6 protein-coding genes are annotated in these 7,081 nt (G+C 63.1%); 3 read left to right on the top strand and 3 right to left on the bottom strand.

Going from position 1 to position 7,081, the window contains the following annotated elements:
• Nucleotides 1-18: 18 nt before the first annotated feature.
• Both AWB65_RS33720 and AWB65_RS33715 read left to right on the top strand, forming a co-directional pair.
• Entirely contained in the window at nt 19-1,626 is a 1,608-nt protein-coding gene (locus tag AWB65_RS33720) for a carboxyl transferase domain-containing protein (RefSeq protein WP_087671131.1), read from the top strand.
• A gap of 6 nt (nt 1,627-1,632) precedes the next feature.
• A complete protein-coding gene (locus tag AWB65_RS33715; RefSeq protein WP_087671130.1) occupies nt 1,633-3,648 on the top strand; it encodes an acetyl/propionyl/methylcrotonyl-CoA carboxylase subunit alpha in 2,016 nt (671 codons plus the stop codon).
• On the opposite strand, the gene AWB65_RS33710 is transcribed toward AWB65_RS33715, so the two are convergent.
• Entirely contained in the window at nt 3,623-4,156 is a 534-nt protein-coding gene (locus AWB65_RS33710; RefSeq protein ID WP_235008046.1) for an OmpA family protein, read from the bottom strand. The two genes, AWB65_RS33715 and AWB65_RS33710, sit on opposite strands and share 26 nt — an antisense overlap.
• Before the next feature lie 146 nt (nt 4,157-4,302).
• Between AWB65_RS33710 and AWB65_RS33705 the strand changes: the two genes are divergently transcribed.
• Nucleotides 4,303-5,385 (top strand): AI-2E family transporter, encoded by a 1,083-nt coding sequence (locus tag AWB65_RS33705; RefSeq protein WP_087671128.1) that lies wholly within the window; start codon nt 4,303-4,305, stop codon nt 5,383-5,385.
• Nucleotides 5,386-5,422: 37 nt separating this feature from the next.
• Here AWB65_RS33705 and AWB65_RS33700 read toward each other — a convergent pair whose 3' ends face one another.
• Together AWB65_RS33700 and AWB65_RS33695 are read right to left on the bottom strand one after the other, a co-directional pair.
• Nucleotides 5,423-6,871: a bifunctional 2-methylcitrate dehydratase/aconitate hydratase gene (locus tag AWB65_RS33700; protein WP_087671127.1), complete on the bottom strand. Its 1,449-nt coding sequence runs from the start codon at nt 6,869-6,871 to the stop codon at nt 5,423-5,425.
• A gap of 21 nt (nt 6,872-6,892) precedes the next feature.
• The coding region (locus AWB65_RS33695; RefSeq protein WP_327359538.1) for a citrate/2-methylcitrate synthase at nt 6,893-7,081 on the bottom strand (189 nt) is incomplete at its 5' end.

Below are 7,081 nucleotides of genomic sequence, written 5' to 3'. Positions count from 1 at the left end.
CGGCATAAAGGGCGCGCCATGCCGATCATCGAAACGAAACTGAACCCGCGCGGCGAAGAATTCCGCACGAATGCGGCAGCGCTGGAAGCGGTCGTCGCGGATTTGAAAGAGAAAGTCGCGAAGCTCGCGTTGGGCGGCGGACAGGCCGCGCGCGACAAACACGTCTCGCGCAACAAGCTGCTGCCGCGCGACCGCATCGCGCAATTGCTCGATCCGGGCACGCCGTTTCTCGAACTGTCGCAGCTTGCGGCCTACGGCATGTACAACGACGACGCGCCGGGCGCGGGCGTCATCACGGGCATCGGGCGGATTGCGGGGCACGAGTGCGTGATCGTCTGCAACGACGCGACGGTCAAGGGCGGCACGTACTATCCGATCACGGTCAAGAAGCACCTTCGCGCGCAGGAAATCGCCGAGCAGAACCGGCTGCCGTGCGTGTATCTCGTCGATTCGGGCGGCGCGAACCTGCCGAATCAGGACGACGTGTTCCCCGACCGCGATCACTTCGGGCGCATCTTCTACAACCAGGCGAACCTGTCCGCGCAGGGCATCGCGCAGATCGCGGTCGTGATGGGATCGTGCACGGCGGGCGGCGCCTATGTTCCGGCGATGAGCGACGAGTCGATCATCGTGAAGAATCAGGGCACGATTTTTCTCGGCGGCCCGCCGCTGGTGAAAGCCGCGACCGGCGAGGAAGTCAGCGCAGAAGACCTCGGTGGCGGCGATGTGCATACGCGTCTGTCGGGCGTTGTCGATCATCTCGCGCAAAACGATGCGCATGCGTTGGGGATCGCGCGCAGTATCGTCGGCAACCTGAATCGCGTGAAGGAAACGCCGCTCGCGCTGAGAGAACCGCTGCCGCCGCGCTACGACCCGCAGAGCGTCTACGGCGTGATTCCTGTCGATACGAGGAAGCCCTTCGACGTGCGCGAAGTGATCGCGCGCATCGTCGACGATTCCGCTTTCGACGAGTTCAAGGCCCGCTACGGCACGACGCTCGTCTGCGGCTTCGCGCATATCTGGGGGCATCCGGTCGGGATCATCGCGAACAACGGCATTCTCTTTTCCGAATCGGCGCTGAAGGGCGCGCATTTCATCGAACTGTGCTGCCAGCGCAAGATTCCACTCGTGTTCCTGCAGAACATCACGGGCTTCATGGTCGGGCGCAAGTACGAGAACGAAGGCATCGCGAGGAACGGCGCGAAGATGGTCACGGCGGTCGCGACGGCGAAGGTGCCGAAGTTCACGGTGATCATCGGCGGGTCGTTCGGCGCGGGCAACTACGGCATGTGCGGCCGCGCGTATTCGCCGCGCTTCCTGTGGATGTGGCCGAACGCGCGCATCTCGGTGATGGGCGGTGAACAGGCGGCCTCGGTGCTCGCGACCGTGCGGCGCGACGGCATCGAGGGCAAGGGCGGAAGCTGGTCGAAGGAGGACGAGGAAGCGTTCAAGGCGCCGATCCGCGAGCAGTACGAGGTTCAGGGCCATCCGTACTACGCGAGCGCGCGCCTCTGGGACGATGGCGTAATCGATCCCGCGCAAACGCGCGACGTGCTCGGTCTCGGACTCGCCGCGTCGATGAACGCGCCGATTGAAGACACGCGCTTCGGCGTGTTCAGGATGTAAATTGCCATGTTCAACAAAATACTAATTGCGAACCGCGGCGAGATCGCGTGCCGTGTGGCCGCGACGGCGAAGCGCCTGGGTATCGGCAGCGTCGCCGTCTACTCCGATGCCGATGCGAAAGCCAAGCACGTCGCCGTGTGCGATGAAGCGGTGCACGTCGGTGGATCGGCGGCGGGGGAGAGCTATCTGCGGATCGAACGCATCATCGATGCCGCACTGAAAACCGGCGCGCAGGCGATTCATCCGGGCTATGGTTTCTTGTCCGAGAACGAAGACTTCGCGCGCGCTTGCGACAAAGCAGGGCTTGTGTTCATCGGACCGCCCGTCGAGGCGATCTCCGCGATGGGCTCCAAGGCGGCAGCGAAAGCGCTGATGCAATCGGCATCGGTGCCGCTGGTTCCGGGCTACCACGGCGACGATCAAGACCCCGCACTATTGCAGAAAGAAGCGGATCGCATCGGCTATCCGGTGTTGCTGAAAGCGAGCGCGGGCGGCGGCGGCAAGGGAATGCGCGTCGTCGAGAAGAGCGCGGATTTCGCTGCCGCGCTCGTCTCGTGCAAGCGTGAAGCGGCATCGAGCTTCGGCAACGATCGCGTGTTGATCGAAAAGTATCTACTGCGTCCACGCCACGTCGAAGTGCAAGTCTTCGCCGACAAACACGGCGGCGCTGTCTATCTCTTCGATCGCGATTGCTCGGTGCAGCGGCGGCATCAGAAGGTGCTCGAAGAAGCGCCGGCGCCGGGCCTGACCGGTGAAGTGCGTCGCGCGATGGGCGAAGCGGCGGTCGCGGCCGCGCGCGCGGTGAATTACGTCGGCGCGGGCACCGTCGAATTCATCATGACGCACGACGGCCAGTTCTACTTCATGGAGATGAACACGCGCCTGCAAGTCGAGCATCCGGTGACGGAGATGGTCACGCGCCTTGATCTGGTCGAATGGCAACTCAAGGTCGCGGCGGGCGAACCGCTGCCGCTGACGCAGCAGGAACTCAAGGTCGAAGGCCACGCGATCGAAGCGCGCATCTACGCGGAAAATCCGTCGCGCGGGTTCCTGCCTTCGACGGGTACGCTCAAGCATCTGCGCTTGCCTCAAGCGGTGGAATTCACGCTCGAAGACAACGTGCGCATCGACAGCGGCGTGCGCGAAGGCGACACCATCACGCCGTTCTACGATCCGATGATCGCGAAGCTGATCGTCCACGGCCGCGATCGCGCCGATGCGCTCGCGCGCATGGCGCGGGCCTTGCGCGAATGCGAAGTGGTCGGGCCGCATACGAACGTGGAGTTTTTGCAGCGGATCGTTGCGAGCGAGCCGTTTTCGCAGGGCGATCTCGACACCGGCCTGATCGAGCGTCATCACGACACGCTCTTCGCGCCTTCGACCGTACCGCAAAAGCAGGCGCTCGCGCTCGCTTGCGCGGCGCTCCTCACGCGCGAGGGCGGTGAGGCGCATGGCAATTCGCCGTGGGATGCGCTCTCGCACTGGCGCATGGCGGGCGGCTACGCGCAAGACCTGAACTGGCGCGCAATCGATACCGACGAAACGCTGCAGGCCGTCTTCACGCGCGATTCGACGCAAGGCAACGCCGAAGGCAAGCGTCTCGAATTGCTCGGCGAAAACCTGCGCTTCGACTGGTCGCATGCGGACGAGCCGCATACGTTCTCGGTGCTGCTCGACGAGACGCTCATCAAGGGCCGCGTTTTTATCGACGGCGACGTTTTCCACGTGTTCTACCAGGGCGCGTCGCTGGCGTTTGAATGGCAGAACCTGATGGCCCACGCCGCCGACGCCGAGCACGAAGGGCGCCTCACCGCGCCGATGCCCGGCAAGATCATCGCGGTGCTGGTGGAAACGGGGGCATCGGTGGAGAAGGGCGCGCCGCTGCTCGTGATGGAGGCGATGAAGATGGAGCACACGATCGTGGCTCCGACGACCGGCACGGTCGGCGAAATCCTGTTCAGCGTCGGGGATCAGGTCGCCGACGGTGCGCAGTTGCTCACCATGGAAGCCAGTCGAGCCTGAGCGGTTTCCGTCCGAGCAGCGTATCGGTGCTCTCGGACGTCACGAAAATCTCTACGCGCCGGTTCTGCGCGCGTCCCTCAGGCGTATTGTTGCTCGCGATGGGCTGCAGATACGCCATTCCCCTCGTCCGGATGCGCGCGGCAGGCACGCCGCGTGCGATAAGCGCATTGGCGATCGCTTCGGCGCGCATCAGCGAGAGCGCGTCGTTGTAGACGCGTGTTCCTTCGTTGTCAGTGTGGCCTTCGATCAGGACCGGCCGTGTGCTGCGCTTGAGCAGCACCGCGGTGCGATCGAGGATGGCCACGCTGTCGGGGCGCACGGCGGTTTCGTCGCTATCGAAGAGCGTTGCTTCGAACATGCGCATCTCGACGCCGCTTTTAGCCATGCTCACGACGACGCCGGCCCGGGCGTTGTCCGCTTCTTCCCGCGATCGATCGAGCCCCGACGAGCAGCCGGTAACGAGAAGGGCGATAGCGCAGACGCTGTAAATGGGGTGGATGACTTTCACTGCAATTCTTAGAGCGGATGCCAGAGAGAAGGTCGTTCGATTATAAGGAACGCGACCGATCGAATTGTAAAGAACGATATTCCGGGCGAAAGGCTGTCGAAACGGCCCCGACATACAATGCACGAGCCATCCCTTACCCTATTCCAATGATCCAGCACGAATCGATTCCCTCCGAAGACGAAGAAGACGCCCGCAGAAAGCGGCTGCAACGGGCGTCAACGGCGGTGCTCTATGCGGTGCTGGTCGCCGTCGCCTTGTGGACCGTGCGCACCTTCATCCCGGCCGTGGTCTGGGCCGCGGTGATCGCCATCGCGCTGTGGCCCGCGTTCGGCTGGCTAGAGCGGCGGCCGTGGCTCGGCAAGCACCACACGGTGCTCGCGTTCGTACTGACGGCCGCGATCGGCCTTTTGTTCGTGTTGCCCTTCGTGGCCGTTGCGACGGAGGCCGGTCGCGAAGCCGGCGACGTGCTGCACTGGTTCCAGGAAGTGCTGCGCACCGGCATTCCGATGCCCGACTGGGTCAACCAGTTGCCCGCCGGCGCGCGGCAGATCGCGAAGTGGTGGACGGATAATCTCGCGATGCCGCTCCGGTCGTCGCCGGCGGTGCAGAAGCTGCACGGCGCCAACCTGGTCGCGATGACGCGTCACTTCGGCGGGCGCGTCGCGCATGCCCTGATCATCTTCGGCTTCATGCTCGTCGCGCTGTTTTTCATCTTTCAGGCGGGTTCGCGGCTCGGCGAGCAACTGTTCGCGGCGTCGCGGCGCGCGTTCGGCGGCGAAGGCGCGATGGTCGCGCGGCGCATGGCCGATTCGGTGCGCAGCACGGTGGTGGGGCTCGTCGTGGTGGGGCTGGGCGAAGGCGCGCTGCTCGGCGTCGCGTACGCGATCGCGGGCGTGCCGCATGCAACCTTACTCGGGATGCTGACCGCGATCGCCGCGATGCTGCCGTTCTGCGCTCCCATCGTGTTCCTCGGCTCGGCGTTGTGGCTGCTGGCGCAAGGCTCGATGGTGGCGGCGATCTGCGTCGCGGCGTTCGGACTGGTCGTGGTGTTCGTGGCCGAGCACTTCGTGCGGCCGGTGCTGATCGGCGGCTCAGCGCGGCTGCCGTTTTTGCTCGTGCTGTTCGGGATTCTCGGCGGCGCAGAGACTTTCGGTCTGCTCGGGCTTTTCATCGGCCCCGCGCTGATGACGATTCTGGTCGTGCTTTGGACGGACTGGGTGCGGCGTTGAGCGTTCGACGGGGCGCACGCTGTGCGCCCTTTATTGCTTAAATCACGTACAGATCGACGTATTCATTGACCGGCATCGCTTCGAGCTTTGCCTGATCGAGCGATACCGCGAGGATCGCCTGTTGCTGCTTTTGCGGGAAGCGGCGCGCGAGGTTCGTCTTGAACTTTTCGACGAGCAGCGGAATGCCATCCGCGCGACGGCGCTTGTGTCCGATCGGATATTCGACCACCACCTCGTCGAACTTCGAGCCGTCGTTGAATTCGACGGTCAGCGCATTCGCAATCGAGCGCTTTTCCGGATCGAAATAATTCTTCGTGAATTGCGGGTCTTCGATGCATTCCATCTTCGCGCGCAGCGTATCGATGCGCGGATCTTGCGCGATGGAATCTTCGTAATCGGCGGCGGTGAGACGGCCGTAAATCAGCGGCACGGCGACCATGTACTGGATGCAGTGATCGCGATCGGCGGGATTATCGAGCGGCCCCTTTTTATCGATGATGCGGATCGCCGCTTCGTGCGTGCGGATCGTAATGCGCTTGATGTCTTCGACGCTCTTGCCTGCCTGCTTCAGTTGCGTATGAAGCGTCATCGCTGCTTCCACCGCTGTTTGCGAGTGAAACTCAGCGGGGAACGAAATCTTGAACAGCACGTTTTCCATCACGTACGAGCCGTACGGACGCTGGAACTTGAACTCGTTGCCCTTGAAGAGCACATCGTAAAAGCCCCACGTTTTAGCGCTCAGAACCGACGGATAGCCCATCTCGCCGGTCTTCGCGATCAGCGCGAGACGCACGGCGCGCGAGGTCGCATCGCCTGCGGCCCAAGACTTGCGCGAACCGGTGTTCGGTGCATGCCGATACGTGCGCAGCGAATGACCGTCGACGAACGCGAGCGATACCGCGTTGATCAACTCGTCACGCGTGAGTCCGATCAACTGCCCGACGACCGCCGTCGAAGCCAGCTTCACGAGCAAAACGTGATCGAGTCCGACCTTGTTGAACGAATTTTCGAGCGCGATGCAGCCTTGAATTTCATGCGCCTTGACCATTGCGATCAACACGTCTTTCATCGTCAGCGGCGTTTTGCCTGCTGCAATGGCGTTGCGCGACAACCAGTCGGCGGTCGCGAGAATGCCGCCGAGGTTATCCGACGGATGGCCCCACTCAGCGGCAAGCCACGTGTCGTTGAAGTCGAGCCAACGGATCATCGCGCCGATGTTGAACGCGGCCTGAACTGGATCGAGCTGGAATTGGGTGCCCGGCACCTTGGCGCCGTTGGGGACGACCGTGCCCGGCACGATCGGTCCCATCAGCTTGGTGCAGGCGGGGTAGGAAAGGGCTTCGAGTCCGCAACCGAGCGTATCGATCAGGCAGTTGCGCGCGGTGTCGAGCGCAAGCGTGCTGTCGATTTTATAGTTGAGAACATAGTCGACGATGTCGATCAACACGCGATCGTGATCGGGGCGGACGTTGGAAATATGGCTCATGGTGGTACCGGGTGATTGCAGTTATTTGCGCTTGTTCAACGGCTCGAATTGCAGGTTTTCGGGACCGGTGTAATTCGCGCTCGGCCGGATGATCTTGTTATCGATGCGCTGCTCGATGATGTGAGCGCTCCAACCGGCGGTGCGCGAGATCACGAAGAGCGGCGTGAACATTGCGGTGGGCACGCCCATCATGTGATACGAAACCGCGCT

Source organism: Caballeronia humi (assembly GCF_001544475.1).
Classification (GTDB): Bacteria; Pseudomonadota; Gammaproteobacteria; order Burkholderiales; family Burkholderiaceae; genus Caballeronia; species Caballeronia humi.
This window is presented reverse-complemented; position numbering and strand designations above follow the sequence as displayed.

Coding starts and splice junctions, on each gene's coding strand:
- AWB65_RS33720 (WP_087671131.1), top strand. CDS start 19: ATGCCGATCATCGAAACGAAACTGAACCCGCGCGGCGAAGAATTCCGC.
- AWB65_RS33715 (WP_087671130.1), top strand. CDS start 1,633: ATGTTCAACAAAATACTAATTGCGAACCGCGGCGAGATCGCGTGCCGT.
- AWB65_RS33705 (WP_087671128.1), top strand. CDS start 4,303: ATGATCCAGCACGAATCGATTCCCTCCGAAGACGAAGAAGACGCCCGC.
- AWB65_RS33700 (WP_087671127.1), bottom strand. CDS start 6,871: ATGAGCCATATTTCCAACGTCCGCCCCGATCACGATCGCGTGTTGATC.